This is a genomic window from Micromonospora sp. NPDC048935, from assembly GCF_043197875.1.
Taxonomy (GTDB): Bacteria; Actinomycetota; Actinomycetes; order Mycobacteriales; family Micromonosporaceae; genus Micromonospora.
On sequence record NZ_JBICTZ010000004.1, the window covers coordinates 79,555 to 94,963 of the forward strand.

Sequence of the window (15,409 nt, forward strand, 5' to 3'; positions counted from 1 at the left end):
CCGTCCATGAGCACGCTGAAGGACCGCCTCACCGCCGACATGCGTTCCGCGCTCAAGGCGCGCGACGAGCTGACCACCTCCACGCTGCGGATGGCCCTGGCCGCCGTCGGCACCGCCGAGGTCGCCGGCAAGGCCAAGCGCGAGCTCTCCGATGACGAGGTGCTCGCGGTGTTGACCAAGGAGGCCAAGAAGCGCCGGGAGGCGGCCACCGCCTTCGCCGACGCCGGCCGCGCCGAGCAGGCCGCCAAGGAGAGCGCCGAGGGTGAGGTACTGGACCGCTACCTGCCCAAGCAGCTCTCCGACGCCGAGCTGACCGAGCTGGTGTCGGGGGCGCTCGCCGCGGGCGGCTTCACCGGTAAGGCCCAGATGGGCCCGGCCATGAAGGCGGCCCAGGCCGCGGTGGCGGGCCAGGCCGAGGGTGGTCGGGTGGCCGCCGAGGTACGCCGACAGCTCGGCCTCTGACCCACCGGCATCCCGGTCGGCGTCCCCGGAGCGTCGACGCGGTCGACCCGTGGTCCGGGAAGACGGAACGGGCGGGCACCCGTGGTGGGTGCCCGCCCGTCGTGTCCTACTCGTCGACTCAGCCGCCGGGACGGCCGCCGGGTCGACCGGTGTTGCCGGGCGTGCCGCCGCCGGTGTTGCCCGGCGTTCCGCCGCCACCGCCGTTGCTGACCTGGATGGTGACCACGCCGCCCTTGATGGTGCGCCCGTCCGGGCTGGTGCCGGCGGCGGTGCCGGCGGGGCAGGTGGACGGCACCTTAGCCTCGGAGACGACCGGCTCGAAGCCGGCACCCTTGATCCGGGACTTGGCAGTGTCCACCGGCTGGCACTTCACGTCGGGGATGCTGCGCTGGTCACCCTCGGAGATCTTCTGGCCCGGTGGCTCGAAGTTGATGCGGTCCTTGCCCTTCATGGCATCCCGCAGCGTCTCGTACACCGGCGGGTTGATGCCGTCCCTGTCGCTGTGCTTCATCTGGACGTTGGTCTGCGGCCAGTCCGGGTCGGCCATGATGCCGGCCACCGAGTACTGCTTGGTCATCACGACCAGGGCGGCGGTCTTCTCCGAGTCGGTGGTGCCGGTCTTGCCGGCCACCGGCGCGTCGACGATGCCCTTCACGACGCTGGCGGTGCGGCTGCCGCCGCACTTGCTGGTTGCGGAGTTGTCGCCGACCGGGCAGCGGGCGGCGTCCACGGCGGCTCGGGCCACGTCGGTGCTGAACCGCTTCTCACAGCGCGGGTTGGCGATGTCCAGTTTGTTGCCGTCCGGGTCGCGGATCTCCTGCACCGGGATCGGTTCGCAGTACTTGCCGTCGGCCGCCAGTGTCGCGTACGCGTTGGCCAGGTCCAGCGGGGTGGTCTGCGCGACACCGAGGGTGAAGGCACCCCACTGGTGCGCGTCCTGCTTGGTGCCACTGAGTCGGAGATCCTCGTCGGTGCGGAACTGGATGCCGGCCCGCTTGGCGGCGTCGACCACGTTCTCCGCGCCGACCTGCTGCTGGAGCGGGACGAAGTAGGTGTTGACCGACTGGGCGAACGCGGTCCACATGTTCTGTACGCCGCCGGCCTTCAGGCCGGAGTTGGTCGGGCAGTAGAAGTGGGTGCCGGGGCACGCCGCCTTGCTGCTGGGATCGATGATGTATTCCGACTTGAACTGCTGCGGCGCGTTGAAGCTGTAGCTGAGCGGGATGCCCTTCTCCAGCGCCGCCACGATGGTGAAGATCTTGAAGGTCGAGCCGGCCTGGTACCCGGTGATGCCGTCACCGCCGCTGAGCAGCGGGTTGACAGTCGCCGGGTAGTTGCCTCGGATGCCCCTCCGGCTCTTCGCCGGATCGCTGGAGATCTTGTTCTTCGGGTTCTTCGGGTCGTCCAGCTTGAACTGCCGGTTGACCGCGAGCGCCCGGACCCGGCCGGAGCCGGGCTCGACCACCGCGACCATTGCGGCTTCCTTGCTGTTCTCGCTCTTGGACCTGCGGACCGCCTTGTCCGCACCCTTCTGCGCCTGGACGTCGATCGAGGTCACGACGGTGTAGCCGCCGCTCTTCAGCCGCCGCTCCCGGTCGTACGTGGTCGAACCGAACGTCTCCTGCTGCATCCACCAGCGGTAGAAGTAGTCGCAGAAGAAGCCCCAGCTGTTGACGTTCGCGGCGACGCAGCCGTTCGGGGTGCGCTTGTCCTTCACCTTCAGCTCGACGGCCTTGGCCGCGTCGGCCTCCTGCTGGGTGATGGCCTTGATGTCGACCATGTTCTGGATGACGTAGTCGCGCCGGTCCTTGGCGAGCGGGTAACCCGTCTCGGTGGTCGGGTCGTTCGTGGTGGGCGCCTTGACCATGCCGGCCAGCAGCGCCGCCTCCTCGATCTTGAGCTTGCTCGGCGGCTTACCGAAGTAGACCTGGCTGGCGGCGTAGATGCCGTACGCGCCGTTGCCGAACGAGGCGAGGTTGAGGTAGCGGGTGAGGATCTCGTCCTTGGAGAATTCCTTGTCGACCTGGAGGGCCAGCCGCATCTCGCGAAGCTTGCGGGCGCTGGTGTCCTCGGTCGCCGCCACCACGTCGGCCGGGTGGGTGGCCGAGTACGCGATGGCCAGCCGGACGTACTGCATGGTCAGCGTCGAAGCGCCCTGCCGGGAGCCGTCGCTCTGGTTGTTGACGAACGCGCGGGCGACACCGTTGATGTCGACGCCGTTGTGCTTGTAGAACTCATGGTCCTCGGCCGCGATGATCGCCTTCTGCATGTACGGAGAGATGTCGGCGAGCTTCACGTCGCGCCGGTTCTCGTCGTACATCGTCGCGAGCGGTGTCTTGCCGTCCGAGGCCAGCAGATAGCTGATCTGGGGCGCGCGGGCCACCGTCAGCTCCGTGGGCAGGGCGCCGAATGTCTCGGCGCCGGCCTTCGCGGCCAGGCCGGACATCGCTACCGCGGGGAAGGCCGCCGCAGCGACCACCACACCGGCCAGTAGGCCACACACCAGCAGCGATGCGGCGTTGGTCAGCACATTGTGGTCACGTTTCCGCATCCAGGTCACCTCGGCATGGTACGCGAGTAGGGAACGAGGGGCGCCTGGGTGTTCTTTCCCCATTTCCTGCGCGCGCTGCCCTCGTTGTGCTAAACGCACGACCCCCGGTGCTTGGTTGCGGGTGACCCGGCGTGAGTCTCCTCCGATCGAAGGAGGCGGCGCGGCGTTATCGGCGACCTCGGCGGGGTAACCGGCGGTCGAAGGCCCGGGAAGCCGGGACTGTCCGAAATGATGGATTTCGTCGACAACGTTGCGTAATCAGTCGACTACAGAGCATGATGGGGGCGGCGACAGCGCCACATGTCGTCCGTGCCGCCTTGGGGAAGGCGAGCCGGGCGATCGGGGGGAATTGCCGGCTGGCGTGCATCGACGAGGTCGGTAGGTACTGCAAGGGGGGACGTGTACACATGGGCATGATCACTGACTGGCCGTCGCTGGCGGCGTGTCAGAACGGGGACCCGGACGCGTTGTTCGTACAGGGCGCCGAACAGAACGTGGCGAAGCGGATCTGCCGGAGCTGCCCTGTTCGGTACGAGTGCCTGGCCGACGCGCTGGACAACCGGATCGAGTTCGGTGTGTGGGGCGGCATGACCGAACGCGAACGGCGGGCGCTGCTGCGTCGACACCCGCAGGTGACGAGCTGGCGCAAGATGTTCGAGGCCGCGATGAAGAAGAACAGCAAGGAAAAGGCCGGAAAGGACAAGATCCTCGTCAGTGCGGCCAACTGACGACGGTCACGGCCGGCTGATCGCCGCGCCGATCGTCCGTAGCCCGTCGACGTCGTGCACGTCGGCGGGCTGCGCCGTCACCGACACCGTCGGCACCGCGGGGAACGCCTCGGTGAACCGCGCGGCGACCTGCTGCTCGCGTACCGCCTGACGGGCCAGCGCCGCGTGCGCCCGCAACACGTCGGCGGTCGCCTCGTGCCCACCCAGCTCGGTCAGCCGCTCGGCGGCGACCCGGCTCTGCTCGGCGTCCAGCTCGGGCACCGCGAGCCGGTGCACCCGGTTGAGCACCAGACCGGCCAGCGGCATCCGCTCCTCCCGCAGGCGGCCCGCGAAGTAGGCGGCCTCCCGGACCGCGTCCGGCTCCGGTGCCGCGACCAGGAGGAAGGCCGTCTCCCCTGCCTGCAGGATCCGGTACGTCTGCTCGGCGCGCTGTCGGAAGCCGCCGAACATCGAGTCCAGTGCGGCCACGAAGCCGGACAGGTCGGTGAGCAGTTGCGCGCCGAGGACCTTCTGCACCACCTTCGAGAACATCCCGAACGAGGCGGTGACCAGGCTGAACATGCTCCGGCCGCCGCTGCGAGCCGGGGCCAGCAACAGCCGCAGCATCCGGCCGTCGAGGAAGCGGGAGAGTCGGGCCGGCGCGTCCAGGAAATCAAGTGCCGAGCGGGACGGTGGCGTGTCCACCACGATCAGGTCCCATTCGCCCCGGGCGTGCAACTGGCCGAGCTTCTCCATCGCCATGTATTCCTGCGTGCCGGCGAACGTCGAACTCATCGCCTGGTAGAACGGGTTCGCGAAGATCTCCGCGGCCTTCGTCGGATCGGTGTGCTGGAGCACCACGTCGTCGAAGGTGCGCTTCATGTCCAGCATCATGGCGTGCAGCTCGCCGCCGCTGCTCTCGACGTCGATCCCCTTGACCTGGCGGGGAGTGTTGTCCAGCTCGGTCAGGCCCAGCGACTGCGCCAGCCGTCGGGCCGGGTCGATGGTGAGCACGACAGTGCGCCGGCCGTGGTGCTCGGCGGCCCGCAACGCCAGCGCCGCGGCGGTGGTCGTCTTGCCCACCCCGCCCGCGCCACAGCACACGACGATCCGTACGCCCGGGTCGGCGAGGATCTGGTCGACGTCCAGCTGCGGCGCCGCGTCTTCGGAAGGCACCAATCGAGCGTATCGGGCCGCATGGGTCAACCGCCTGTGCTGGGCTCAGGTGTGAGTCAATCGGCGCGGACGAGGGCCTGGGCCAGTGCCGCGAGCCCCGCCCGGTCCACCCCGTCGGGCAACAACGGCAGCTCGATCATCGGTAGCCCCAGCTCCACCAGGTCGGCGCGGAGCGAATCCTCCAGTTCGCGCCGGATGAGCTGGTCACGTGCCTCGTCGTGCAGACCGGCCACGGTGTCCCGATCGGCCGGCAGCCCGGCGGCGACCAGCCCCCGCCGCAGCTCCGCCGCGGTGACCGCCTGGCCGGCGGGCAGCGGCGGTCGGGTGCCGTTGACGATCACCTTGCCGGTGCCGAAGCCGAGTGCGCTCAGGTCGGCGATCGCGTCCACCGTCTCCTGTACGGGCATCTCCTCCAACAGCGTGACCACGTGGACCGCCGTCATCGGGGAGCGCAACAACGCGGCGACCCCCTCGCTCTGGGTCTTGATCGGGCCCACCTTGGCCAGCCGGGCCGTCTCCGCCGTCACGTTGAGGAACCGGCCGATCCGCCCGGTCGGTGGGGCGTCCAGCACCACCGCGTCGTACGCGCGCCGCTGCCCGGAGGTGCGGGTGGTGGCCTCCTTGAGCTTGCCGGTGAGCAGCACGTCCCGCAGGCCCGGCGCGATGGTGGTGGCGAAGTCGATGGCGCCGAGCTTGCGCAGCGCCCGACCCGCCGCGCCCAGCTTGTAGAACATGTCGAGGTATTCGAGCAGCGCCTCCTCGGCGTCCACCGCCAGGGCGCGTACCTCACCGCCGTCCGGTGCCTCGGCGAGGTGTCGCTCCTCGTACGGCAGCGGGTCGATGCCGAAGAGCTGGGCGATGCCCTGCCGCCCCTCGACCTCGACCAGCAGGGTGCGCCGGCCACCGGCGGCGAGCGCGAGGGCCAGGGCCGCCGCCACGCTGGTCTTGCCGGTGCCACCCTTGCCGGTCACCACGTGGAGGCGTGCCGACCATCCGGTACCGGCCGGGTCGACCGGCCGCTCAGCTGCACACACCAGTCGAGCCTATCCACGCCCGGTGGTCAGGCGACCTCGCAGACCCACCAACCCGTCTTCTGCACCACAGTGAAGCGCAGGTCCTGGTCGGCCACCTTCTCGTCGGCGGTGGTCATGGTGACCCGGGTGGAGACGGTGGCCCGGTCCCCGGTCTGGTTGTCCACCTTCGGAGTGGTCCACCGGAAGCGCGGGTTCTGGTACTCGGAGGCGTACTTCTGCACCTCGGCGACCTTCGCGGCGATCTTCCCGTCGTCGCGGGAGGCGGCGCACACGCGGGTGGCCGCCTTGGTGGCGTCCCGATCCCGGTAGACGGCGGTGAGGAACTCGTCGACGGCGACCGCGGGCTCCTTGGCGCCCTCGCCGGTCTCGGTGTTGCGCAGGGTCAGGAACGCCAACACTCCACCACCCACGCAGAGCACCATGATCACGACCAGTGCGATCGCCGCGATCAGCAGGCCGCGCTTCTTCTTCGGCTCGGTCGCGCCCGGATAGGGCGGGTACGCCGGCGGTGGCGGCGGAATGGCCGACGAGCCGGGGGTGCCCGGTTGGGTGGGTGTCGCGGCCGGGGAGCCGCTCGGCGTGCCGGTGGCGTCGACCCCACCGGTCGGCCCGGGGAAGACCTGCTGGATGGGGACGGTCGGTGCGGCGGGAAGCGCCGCCGGTGCGGGGGGCGCGGGGAGCGCGAGCTGCCCGGACGGCGCGGCGGGGGCCGGCTGGGCGGGGACGGCCGGACCGCCGGGCTGGTCGGTGGGGTCCGACTGGGCCGGCGGGAGGGCGGGTGGACCGGCCTGGTCGCCGCTGGGCGGTTGGGTCATCGTCTTCCCCCAGGGGTGCGGCGCCCGCCGCCACCGGAGGCGTCGAGCGTGATCGAGCGGGCTGCCGGGCGCTGCGCGACCGCCCGACCGGAAGGGTAGCGGTCGATGACGGCGGCGGTGTTTCCCGTGCCGCGCCGCGCGGCGAACCGATTCGGCCGGTGGGAACCGGCCGCCGATGCGCCATCGGGCTTCTTACCCGCCGTGTGTCGCATATGTGACTGTGGGTGACCATTCGGGCGCGTCCTGCTGGCGGGGCTGCGGCCACCGACCTACCTTCGTCCCGGCGCGGGGGGCGGAACGGACGAATGGGTCCGGACCGGAAGAGTGATCCGAGCGGTACGACCGGAGGCAGTGCATGCGCGACGCGGACAACATCCCTCGCACCCATTTCCCGACCAACGACCGGGCGCGCCGGCCCGGATCCTTGTTCGAGGCCGGTGGGCCGATCGGCGGCCAGCCGATCAACGAACGGTCGTACCGCCGAACGCCGGAGCAGGCGGAGGTGGCCCGGGCGCCGAGCGAGCGGGCCCGCGACGACGACGAGCCGGGCTTCGTCATCCACCTGCCGATCCGGGTGCCGAGCCTGACGGCGGCGACCGTGCTGGCCGGCCGGGTCGCGGTGTCCCTGGGCTTTCTCCCCGAGCTGGACGCGGGTGAGACCACCGTGTCCAACGCCGACGACCAGAACAACAGGCACCGGGTCTTCTGCGACCTGCTGCTGCCCGACCGGTCCCGCTGCCCCCAGGGGTACGAGCACGAGGGGCGCTGCGGGGAGTCGCCGGCCGCACCGGAGCAGCGTCCCGCGCCTCGCCCGGCCAGTGGACCGTAGGCTGTCCCTCGAACAAGATTCCACACCGAGAGGGAGCCCTTCAGCGATGCAGAAGTGGGAATACTCCACGGTCCCGCTGCTGGTCCACGCGACCAAGCAGATCCTCGACAACTGGGGCGAGGACGGGTGGGAGCTCGTCGCCGTGGTCCCCGGACCGAACCCGGACCAGTTGGTCGCCTACCTGAAGCGGCCGAAGGCGTGAGCAGCGGTCCGCACGCGAAGCTCGCCGAGCTGGGGCTCGACCTGCCCGAGGTCGTGCCGCCGGTGGCCAGCTACGTGCCGGCCGTGCAGTCCGGGCAGCACGTGTACGTTTCCGGCCAACTGCCGTTCGCGGAGGGCAAGCTGCTCGCGACCGGCAAGGTCGGCGCCGGGATCTCCGCCGAGCAGGCGAAGGACCTGGCCCAGCGGTGCGCGCTGAACGGGCTGGCCGTGGTCGACTCGCTTGTCGGCCTGGAAAACGTGGTCAAGGTGGTCAAGGTGACCGGTTTCGTGGCCTCCGCGCCCGGCTTCACCGGTCAACCCGCGGTGATCAACGGTGCCTCCGACCTCTTCGGCACCGTCTTCGGCGAGGCCGGCCGCCATGCCCGTAGCGCCGTAGGGGTGGCCGAACTGCCCCTGGACGCCCCGGTGGAGGTCGAACTCATCGTCGAGGTCGCCTGACCCCACCCCCGCGATCTTGCACTTCCCGCTCGGATGAAAGCCCCGAACAGGGATGAATCAGAGTGCACAAGTGCAAGATCGCGGGGTGTTGCGGGCGGGGTCGTACGATCGCAGCCATGAGCGGGCACGTGACGGGGGCGGTGGCGGCGCTTGCCGAGGATCTGCCCCGCTGGGTTTCACTGCTGCGGGCACCGAATCCGGGGCCGATGACCCTCGACGGCACCAACACGTGGGTGCTGCGCGCCCCGGCGGCCGAGTCCGGCATCGTGGTCGACCCGGGGCCGGCGGACGAGGGGCACCTGACCCGGATCGCCGCGCACGGTCCGGTCGGGCTGATCCTCATCACCCACGGCCACCCCGACCACACCGAGGGCGCGGCCCGGCTGAGTGAGTTGCTCGGCGGCGTGCGCGTGCTCGCCGTCGACCCGGCGCACACCATCGGCGGCGAGCCGCTTACCGGGTCGGGCGAGCACTTCGACGGCTTCGGTCTGACGTTCCGTCTGCTCAAGACTCCGGGGCACACCGCCGACTCGGTCTGCTTCCTGGTCGAGCACGGCGACGAGCGGGTCGTGCTCACCGGTGACACCATCCTCGGCCGGGGCACCACCGTGGTCGCCCACCCGGACGGGCACCTCGGTGACTACCTGAGCAGCCTGGAGCTGCTGTCCGCGTACCGGGGGACCCCGGCGCTGCCCGGACACGGCCCGGCGCTGGCCGACTGCGCCGCCGCCGCCGACTTCTACCTCGCCCACCGCCGGGCCCGGCTGGACCAGGTCCGGGCCGCCGTCGCGGCCGGCGCCCGGACGCCCGCCGACGTGGTGGCGGCGGTCTACGCGGACGTGGACCGCTCGCTGTGGTGGGCGGCCGAATGGTCGGTCCGCGCGCAGTTGGAGTATCTGGGTGTCGGCACCGGGGAATCCGGGCCCGGGGTCAGTGGGTTGGAGCACACGTGACCTGCCCCGTGTGCGGAACCGTCGCCGTTCCCGGTGCCCGGTTCTGCCACAACTGCGGTGCGGCGCTGCCGGCCGCCGCGACGTTGCCGGCGGCCGAGCGCCGGGTGGTCACCGTACTCTTCGGTGACCTGTCCGAGTTCACCTCCTGGTCGGAGGATCTCGACCCGGAACGCGTCGGCGCGGTCACCGACCGGGTGCTCGCCGCCCTCGCCGGTGCCGTGAAGACCTTCGGCGGGCACGTCGACAAGCTGACCGGCGACGGGATCATGGCCGTCTTCGGCGCGCCGGTGGCGCACGAGGACGACGCCGAACGGGCGGTCCGGGCCGCCCTGTCCATGCAGCGGGCCGTCCGGCGGGTGCTCGACGACGAGCGGGGCGGCGGCGCGCCGCTCGGGCTGCGGGTCGGGTTGAACACCGGCGACGTCATCGCGGGCATCCAGGCCGCGATCGAGTACACGGTCATCGGCGACACGGTGAACACTGCCGCCCGGCTGGCCGACGCCGCCGCGGTCGGCGCGGTCTACGCGGGCGGGCGCACCGCCGCCGCCACCCGGCACGTGTCGTCCTGGCGGGCACTGCGCCCGCTGCGGCTCAAGGGCAAGCGCGAGCCCGTCGAGGCGTACGAGCTGCTGGGTCTGCTGGACGCGCCGGGCACCCGCTCGGGGCTCGGCGACGAGGCTCCGTACGTCGGCCGGGAGACGGAGATCGGTCGGGTCGCCGGGCGGCTCGCCGAGGTGATCGACCAGGGTGACCCGCGCGTGCTGCTGATGACCGCCGAGGCGGGCATCGGCAAGTCCCGGTTCGCCGCCGAGGTCGAGCGACTCGCCGCCGGGTACGACGTGGGCGCCGGCCGGTACGCGGCGCACACCGGAGCCCGGGTGCTCTCGGTGCGCTGTGCCGCGTTCGGGGAGCGGCGGAGGCTCGCGCCCCTGGCCGACCTGGTGCGGGCCGCCGTCGGCCTGCCCAGCGACGCGTCGACCGCACTGACCCGCCCGGCGGTGGAGGAGCGGCTGCGCCGGCTCGGGCAGCGGCTCGCCCGCTCCGCCGCGGACACCGCGCCGATCGCCACCGACCAACTGCTCGCACTGCTCGGCTATGCCGAACTTCCGGCGCACGCGGGCACCGACAGCGGCGAGTGGGGCGGATCGGGCACCCCGGCCGCGGACGCTGAGGTGGTGCCGAACGCGGTCGCCGACCTGCTCAGCGGGCTCGCCTCGGAGGCGCCGCTGGTGATCGTGGTGGACGACCTGCACGACGCCACCGCCGAGACGATCGGCGCTCTCGGGCTGACCCTGTCCCGGCTCACCGGCCCGGTGCTGGTGCTGCTGCTGGGCCGCCCCGAGCTGGTGCGTACCGCCGGCGCGCTGACCCGGGTCGCGGACGCCGAGGTGCACTCGCTGCCGCCGCTGCGGGGTGCCGACGCGGCGCGGCTGCTCACCAGCTATCTCGGTGGCGGCAAACTGCCACCGGCCGACGCGGACCGGCTGCTCGCCACCGCGCAGGGCAACCCCTTCTACCTGGCCGAGCTTGTCACCCTGCTTATCGAGCGTGGGGCGCTCACCACGGAGACAGCGCGCGGTGTCCGCACCGCCGCGGAACGCTCCGGTGCCGGCGAGCGGGACCAGAGCGCCTCGGCCGGCTGGCGGTTGGTGCCCGGTTCGCTGGGGAGTCGGCTGCTCTCCCGCGACCTCGCCGCCGTGCTCGCCGCCCGGATCGACGCGCTGCCCCCGGACGCCCGTTCGGTGCTGCGCGACGCCGCGGTTACCGGCGACACGGTGCCGACCGGTGCGCTGGAGGCGATGCGTGAGCAGCGTGCCGGCCGCGACGGTCGACCGTCGGCCGTTGTCGCCGTCGAACTCGACCGCGCGGTCGAGGAGCTGCTGCAACGCCGGATGCTGCACCGCTCCCGGTCCGGCTACTCGTTCGCGACCCCGCTGATGCGGGAGGCCGCGTACGCCGGGGTGAGCAAGGCGGAGCTGGCCGAGCGGCACGCCGCGTTGGCCCGCTGGGCGGCGCCGGTGGACGGGGCCGCGACCGCAGCGCCGGGCGGGTTCACGGACGAGGCCCGGGACGACTTCGTGGCGACGCACGTCGAGCGGGCCGCCACGCTCGCCGACGCGGTGAAGCTGCGCCCGGACGCGCCGGCCCGGGCGGTGGTGCCGCTCGGCGTCGCCGCGCTCGGCCGGGCCGCCCGTCGGTCCTTGGCCGCCGGTGAGCCGGTGTTGGCCGTCGAGTACGCCGAGCGCGCCACCGAGCTGGCCCGCGACGGTGTGCCGGCGGCCGATCAGGTGGTGCACGCCCGGGCGCTGCTCCAGGTCGGCCGCGTCGCCGACGCGCTGGCGTACGCGGAGAAGATCGCCGCGAACGCGGGGGACGAGGCCACCCGGGTCGGAGCCCTGCTGCTCGCGGGGCAGGCCCAGGAGACCCTCGGTGACCAGGGCCGGGCGATGATCGCCTGGCACGAGGCGTTGCAGGTCGCCACGGCGGGTGGGTTGCCCGTGCAGCGGGCGACGGCGATGCGCCGGCTCGGCATGGCCGACTTCGTGGCCGGGCGGCTGAGCCAGGCGAGCAGCCGGTTGGCCGCCTCGTACCAGGTCAGCCTCGGTGCGCAGGATCGGCGCGGGCAGGCCTGGTCGCTACAGAACCTGGCCTGGGTGACCACCACCCGGGGTGACTTCGCCGGCACCGACGCGGTCCTCGGCCGGGCCGCCCGGCTCTTCGCCGAGTTGAAGGACCCGTACGGGCGGGCCTGGCTGCGCGGCACCACGGCGTTCGCCCGGCTGCTCGCCGGCCGGCTGCGTGAGGCGTGTCGGATGGCGCAGGTGTTCCTGCCCTTCGGCGAGCGGGTCGGTGAGGCGTGGGCGGTGGGCACACTCCGTGCGGTGGCGGCGTTCGCCACCGCCGAGCTGGGCGACCTGGCCGAGGCCGACCGGGAGGCCCGTCGGGCGTACCGGGAGTTCGCCGCCGTCTCCGACGACTGGGGGCGCGGGTTCGCACTTGTGGTCCGGGCGGTGGTGGCGCGTGGGCTGGGCGAGCCGGAGCACGCGGCGGACCTGCTCACCGACGCCCTCGCGTACGCCGAGCGCACCTCCCACCCGCTGCTCACCGGGATGGCCGGCGCGCTGCGCGGCTTCGTGGCGTTGGACCTGGGCGACTGCGAGACGGCCGAACGGGTCGCCCGCGCGGTGCTGACGGCAGTGGAGCCGCACAACCCGCAGGCCCCGGCCCAGGTGGCACCCCGGGTGCTGCTGGCGACGGCACGCCTGGCCGCCGGTGACTCGGCGACCGCCGTCGGGTTGCTCGCCCCGGTGGCGACGGCCGCCGCGAACGCGCCCTCGCTGCTCTTCTCCCGCCGCCAGACGATGGCCCAGTACGCGGCGGCGCTGCTCGCCCACGGCCAGCGGGAGCAGGCACTGGACTGGGCCCGGCGGGCGGTCACCGCGCCGGCCGAGGACGTGCGCAGCCAGGTGATCGCCGCCAGCGTGTTGGCCGAGGCGCTGGCCGCCTGTGGTCACCCGGAGGAGGCCCGGTCCTGCGCGGAGGAGGCGGTCCGCCTGGCGTACGCGACGGAGCAGCGCAGCGAACGCGCCGCCGCCAACGCCCTCCGCGCCCGCCTGGCCTGACCCTCCCTTTCTCGTCGGAAAGTGGCCCGCCGGTGACCGAAAGCTCTTGATCAATCTGGTGTCGGGGGTGCGGGCAGGGTTTTGCCGGTTCTGGGGATGTGGCGGTCGGGGTGAGCGGCTAGCGTGTCACCACCGTGTGCCGGTCCACAGTGCTGACCGTCGCCGTGCCTGGGGAGGCCCTTCATGAAGCTGCCGCGTTCCATCGCGGGCTGGACCATCGCGGTCTTCGGCGTGTTGGCGCTGGTGATGGGTGCGGTCGGTCTGCTCTGGCCGGAGGCGCAGTTGCGCATGCTCCGGCTCGAGGTGCCCCAGACGCGTGCCGTCGGTGACTACACCGGCACGTTCCTGGTGGCGTCCTCGATGGCGGCGTTCAACATGGGCGTCTACTACCTGCTCGCCACGATCACCGAGTGGCGGGCGTTCTACCGGTTCACCGTGGTCTTCCGACTTGTCACGTTCACGGTGTTCACCATCGCCGTGCTCTCCGACATCGCTCCGGGCGGGTTCTTCGGCGTGGCGGCCTGGGAGGGCCTGGGGGCTCTGGCCACCGCCGTCGGCCTGCGCCTGGATGCCCGTCGGGGAGCGTCGGCCGGTGGAGACGTGGCGTCCGACGGTGCCGGGCCGGCTGCGCGTTCCGCGGAGGGTACCGGTCCGGCCGGTGCCGCTCCGGCGGACGCGGTGCGCTGAGTCGCCGGCCGGGTTGGGTATTTTCGAGCGGTGACCGACACTCCGACCGGCGGCCTGCCGGTGCCGATCGTGCCAGGTCTGACTGATTTGCGGGTCTTTGCCCGAGGCGGCTACGCGACCGTCTACCAGGCCACCCAGATCTCGGTGGGTCGCGAGGTCGCCGTCAAGGTGGAAAACCGGACGCTGGACAGCGAGCGGGATCAGGCCCGCTTCCTGCGCGAGGCGCGGGCGGCCGGACGGATGTCGTCGCACCCGCACGTGGTGGACCTCTTCGACGTCGGGGTCACCGTCGACCAGCACCCCTACCTGATCATGGAACTCTGCGACGGCTCGTACGCCGAACGGATGCGGACCTCGCCGCTCGACCCGGTGGAGGCCCGTGACCTCGGCATCAAGATCGCCGATGCGCTGGCCCACTCGCACGCGGCCGGGGTGCTGCACCGAGACGTGAAACCAGCCAACATCCTGCACTCGGCCTTCAACTCGGCGGTGCTCGCCGATTTCGGGCTGGCCGTGCTCGCCGAGCACCGGGACGCCTCGGTCACCCTGGAGGTGCTCACCCCGGCGTACGCGCCGCCGGAGATGTTCAGCCACAGCCCACCGTCACCGGCCGTCGACGTGTACGCGCTCTGCGCCACCCTCTACGCGGTGATGCACGGCCGGCCGCCCCGCTGGCAGTCCGAGCGCAACCCCAGCCTGGTCACCGTCCTGGAGATGTTCAACCAGCCGCTCCCCGCCCTGCCGGGCGTCCCGGACGAGCTGATCGACGTGCTGCGCGCCGGCATGGTCAACGATCCGGCCGAGCGGCCCTCTGCCCTGGAACTGCACGACCTGCTCGTCAACCTGCCACTCGGTCCACCGTCGGCCCCGGTCAGCGGCGCGCCGGTCAGCGGTGGCGCGACCCGCCCCGGCCCGTACGCGGCCAGCAAGCCGGTGCCCCGACCGCCCATCGAGGACACCCAGCAGGTGCTCCCCGGTGGCAGGCGCTGGCGGCGCTGGTTCCTCGGCGGTGCCGGCGTGCTCGCACTCGCCGGCTCGGCGACCGCCGGAGCCTGGTTTGCCGACCACGGGTCGACGCCCACCCCGAGCCCGACGGTCAGCCAGGTCGCCGCACCGGCGACCGGGCCGCTGCCCGGCTGCACGACCGGCCCCGGTACGCCCACCGCCCTGCCCGAGGGCGCCCGGTGCCTGCCCGAGTTGGAGTGCTTCGGCCCGATGCGGATCCGCGGCAACCGCGCCGAGGCGGTTCGGCTGTCCTGCACCGGTCGGCACACCTGGGAGACGTACGCCGAGGGGATCCTGCCGGTGTCCCTGGTCGGCGCCGACTACGACGACGTGGTCACCGCCGCGCCGGTGCGACAGGTGTGCAGCGCCACGACGTTCCGGGTGACCACCGGGATCGCCGAGCCGAGCGGCTGGCACCTGGAGGTGCTCCCGCCGGTCGACGGCAGCGTCGACCGGACCTACCGGTGCCTGGCCGGGCGGGGCGTGGACGCGCTCGCCGCGCCCACTCTCACCGACCGCTGACGCCGTCCGACCCGCGCCGCCGGTCCCGCACCGCCCGCAGGGCGTCCCGACTGTCCAGGGCGTCGAGGGTGTCGGCGTCGATCCCGTACGGCATCAACTCGGCCGGCCCGGTGGTCGCCGGCCGGTCCTCCGGCTCCGGATGATCGGCCTGACGGGCGGCGGAGAAGTTGACCCCGGCGACCATGGCCAGCAGGACGCAGAGCAGGGCGAGGACCACGCCGACAAGGTCCTGTCGGCGCCAGACGACAAGCAGGGCCAGTGGCACAAGCGCTCCGAGTGCCGCGAGCACCGCCACCGTCCGCGCATCGGGCCTGGACAATCGACTCATTCGTCCAGCATGTCGTGACATCGGCGGCTGTCAACCGCAGAGTCGGGTCGACGCGCC

14 protein-coding genes are annotated in these 15,409 nt (G+C 72.3%); 9 read left to right on the plus strand and 5 right to left on the minus strand.

Translation table 11 applies throughout. The features are described from left to right. The first annotated feature begins 6 nt into the window (after nucleotides 1–6). Entirely contained in the window at nucleotides 7–462 is a 456-nt protein-coding gene (locus ACGFIW_RS13605) for a GatB/YqeY domain-containing protein (protein ID WP_357075463.1), read from the plus strand. A 118-nt stretch (nucleotides 463–580) separates the two neighbouring features. Here the strand turns inward: ACGFIW_RS13605 and ACGFIW_RS13610 are convergent, their stop codons facing one another. Then, on the minus strand, nucleotides 581–3,013 hold the full coding sequence (locus tag ACGFIW_RS13610) for a penicillin-binding protein (RefSeq protein WP_393314264.1): 2,433 nt from the start codon (nucleotides 3,011–3,013) through the stop codon (nucleotides 581–583). A 407-nt stretch (nucleotides 3,014–3,420) separates the two neighbouring features. On the opposite strand from ACGFIW_RS13610, the gene ACGFIW_RS13615 reads away from it, so the two are divergent. After that, the gene (locus ACGFIW_RS13615; protein WP_184179440.1) at nucleotides 3,421–3,741 is read left to right on the plus strand and encodes a WhiB family transcriptional regulator; all 321 of its coding nucleotides are present in this window, start codon (nucleotides 3,421–3,423) and stop codon (nucleotides 3,739–3,741) included. Nucleotides 3,742–3,747: 6 nt separating this feature from the next. Here ACGFIW_RS13615 and ACGFIW_RS13620 read toward each other — a convergent pair whose 3' ends face one another. The 3 genes from ACGFIW_RS13620 to ACGFIW_RS13630 are packed head-to-tail and all read right to left on the minus strand — an operon-like array spanning nucleotide 3,748 to nucleotide 6,559. Then, entirely contained in the window at nucleotides 3,748–4,899 is a 1,152-nt protein-coding gene (locus ACGFIW_RS13620) for an ArsA family ATPase (RefSeq protein WP_393314266.1), read from the minus strand. A 53-nt stretch (nucleotides 4,900–4,952) separates the two neighbouring features. Next, entirely contained in the window at nucleotides 4,953–5,930 is a 978-nt protein-coding gene (locus tag ACGFIW_RS13625; protein WP_393314269.1) for an ArsA-related P-loop ATPase, read from the minus strand. A 26-nt stretch (nucleotides 5,931–5,956) separates the two neighbouring features. After that, a complete protein-coding gene (locus ACGFIW_RS13630; RefSeq protein ID WP_393315277.1) occupies nucleotides 5,957–6,559 on the minus strand; it encodes a hypothetical protein in 603 nt (200 codons plus the stop codon). A 541-nt stretch (nucleotides 6,560–7,100) separates the two neighbouring features. On the opposite strand from ACGFIW_RS13630, the gene ACGFIW_RS13635 reads away from it, so the two are divergent. The 7 genes from ACGFIW_RS13635 to ACGFIW_RS13665 all read left to right on the plus strand — a co-directional run bounded on the left by ACGFIW_RS13635 (nucleotide 7,101) and on the right by ACGFIW_RS13665 (nucleotide 15,024). Then, entirely contained in the window at nucleotides 7,101–7,574 is a 474-nt protein-coding gene (locus ACGFIW_RS13635; protein WP_393314271.1) for a hypothetical protein, read from the plus strand. A 46-nt stretch (nucleotides 7,575–7,620) separates the two neighbouring features. Next, nucleotides 7,621–7,776 (plus strand): DUF4177 domain-containing protein, encoded by a 156-nt coding sequence (locus ACGFIW_RS13640; RefSeq protein ID WP_007466198.1) that lies wholly within the window; start codon nucleotides 7,621–7,623, stop codon nucleotides 7,774–7,776. Next, nucleotides 7,773–8,234 carry a RidA family protein gene (locus ACGFIW_RS13645; RefSeq protein WP_357075477.1) on the plus strand — a complete coding sequence of 154 codons (462 nt, stop codon included), beginning with the start codon at nucleotides 7,773–7,775 and terminating at the stop codon, nucleotides 8,232–8,234. The genes ACGFIW_RS13640 and ACGFIW_RS13645 overlap by 4 nt, the downstream gene beginning before the upstream one ends. A 116-nt stretch (nucleotides 8,235–8,350) precedes the next feature. Further along, a complete protein-coding gene (locus tag ACGFIW_RS13650) occupies nucleotides 8,351–9,187 on the plus strand; it encodes an MBL fold metallo-hydrolase (RefSeq protein ID WP_393314274.1) in 837 nt (278 codons plus the stop codon). After that, entirely contained in the window at nucleotides 9,184–12,810 is a 3,627-nt protein-coding gene (locus tag ACGFIW_RS13655) for an adenylate/guanylate cyclase domain-containing protein (protein WP_393314277.1), read from the plus strand. The genes ACGFIW_RS13650 and ACGFIW_RS13655 overlap by 4 nt, the downstream gene beginning before the upstream one ends. A gap of 183 nt (nucleotides 12,811–12,993) precedes the next feature. Further along, nucleotides 12,994–13,497 (plus strand): hypothetical protein, encoded by a 504-nt coding sequence (locus ACGFIW_RS13660; RefSeq protein ID WP_393314280.1) that lies wholly within the window; start codon nucleotides 12,994–12,996, stop codon nucleotides 13,495–13,497. A gap of 30 nt (nucleotides 13,498–13,527) precedes the next feature. Further along, entirely contained in the window at nucleotides 13,528–15,024 is a 1,497-nt protein-coding gene (locus ACGFIW_RS13665; protein ID WP_393314283.1) for a serine/threonine-protein kinase, read from the plus strand. On the opposite strand, the gene ACGFIW_RS13670 is transcribed toward ACGFIW_RS13665, so the two are convergent. Next, nucleotides 15,011–15,352 (minus strand): hypothetical protein, encoded by a 342-nt coding sequence (locus ACGFIW_RS13670; protein WP_393314286.1) that lies wholly within the window; start codon nucleotides 15,350–15,352, stop codon nucleotides 15,011–15,013. The genes ACGFIW_RS13665 and ACGFIW_RS13670 overlap by 14 nt on opposite strands. Nucleotides 15,353–15,409: the final 57 nt, after the last annotated feature.

Coding starts and splice junctions, on each gene's coding strand:
- ACGFIW_RS13605 (WP_357075463.1), top strand. CDS start 7: ATGAGCACGCTGAAGGACCGCCTCACCGCCGACATGCGTTCCGCGCTC.
- ACGFIW_RS13610 (WP_393314264.1), bottom strand. CDS start 3,013: ATGCGGAAACGTGACCACAATGTGCTGACCAACGCCGCATCGCTGCTG.
- ACGFIW_RS13615 (WP_184179440.1), top strand. CDS start 3,421: ATGGGCATGATCACTGACTGGCCGTCGCTGGCGGCGTGTCAGAACGGG.
- ACGFIW_RS13635 (WP_393314271.1), top strand. CDS start 7,101: ATGCGCGACGCGGACAACATCCCTCGCACCCATTTCCCGACCAACGAC.
- ACGFIW_RS13640 (WP_007466198.1), top strand. CDS start 7,621: ATGCAGAAGTGGGAATACTCCACGGTCCCGCTGCTGGTCCACGCGACC.
- ACGFIW_RS13650 (WP_393314274.1), top strand. CDS start 8,351: ATGAGCGGGCACGTGACGGGGGCGGTGGCGGCGCTTGCCGAGGATCTG.
- ACGFIW_RS13660 (WP_393314280.1), top strand. CDS start 12,994: ATGAAGCTGCCGCGTTCCATCGCGGGCTGGACCATCGCGGTCTTCGGC.
- ACGFIW_RS13670 (WP_393314286.1), bottom strand. CDS start 15,352: ATGAGTCGATTGTCCAGGCCCGATGCGCGGACGGTGGCGGTGCTCGCG.